Source organism: Stenotrophomonas sp. YIM B06876 (assembly GCF_030711595.1).
Taxonomy (GTDB): domain Bacteria; phylum Pseudomonadota; class Gammaproteobacteria; order Xanthomonadales; family Xanthomonadaceae; genus Stenotrophomonas.
Genome location: NZ_JAUJUJ010000479.1, coordinates 1 through 619, shown reverse-complemented (window position 1 = coordinate 619; position 619 = coordinate 1). Strand labels below are relative to the sequence as shown.

Here is a 619-nt window from a genome sequence, read left to right as displayed (position 1 = left end):
GCCCAGGCCACCGGCCGCGTCGCCATCGACATGAGCACGCTGCCCATCGACCTGATGAGCATGACCGCGCACAAGACCTACGGCCCCAAGGGCGTGGGTGCGCTGTATGTGCGCCGCAAGCCGCGCGTGCGCCTGGAAGCGCAGATGCACGGTGGCGGCCACGAGCGCGGCATGCGTTCGGGCACCTTGCCCACGCACCAGATCGTCGGCATGGGCGAGGCCTTCCGCATCGCCAAGGAAGAAATGGCCGAGAGCAACGCCAAGGCCCATGCCCTGCAGCAGCGCTTGCTCAATGGCCTCAAAGACATCGAGCAGGTGTTCATCAACGGCAGCCTCGAACACCGCGTGCCGCAGAACCTCAACATGAGCTTCAACTACGTNATCGCCAAGGAAGAAATGGCCGAGAGCAACGCCAAGGCCCATGCCCTGCAGCAGCGCTTGCTCAATGGCCTCAAAGACATCGAGCAGGTGTTCATCAACGGCAGCCTCGAACACCGCGTGCCGCAGAACCTCAACATGAGCTTCAACTACGTCGAAGGCGAGTCGCTGATCATGGGCATCAAGGGCCTGGCGGTGTCGTCGGGCTCGGCCTGCACCTCGGCCAGCCTCGAGCCGAGCT

General features: G+C 63.9%; 1 protein-coding gene and 1 pseudogene. Both read left to right on the top strand.

Annotation, left to right across the window (positions count from 1 at the left end):
• Positions 1-380 (top strand): annotated as a pseudogene (locus QZH66_RS18030) (aminotransferase class V-fold PLP-dependent enzyme); the annotation flags it as partial.
• Positions 364-619, top strand: a 256-nt coding sequence (locus QZH66_RS18025; protein ID WP_345783879.1) for an aminotransferase class V-fold PLP-dependent enzyme, incomplete at its 3' end; no start/stop codon positions are given. The pseudogene QZH66_RS18030 and the gene QZH66_RS18025, both read left to right, overlap by 17 nt.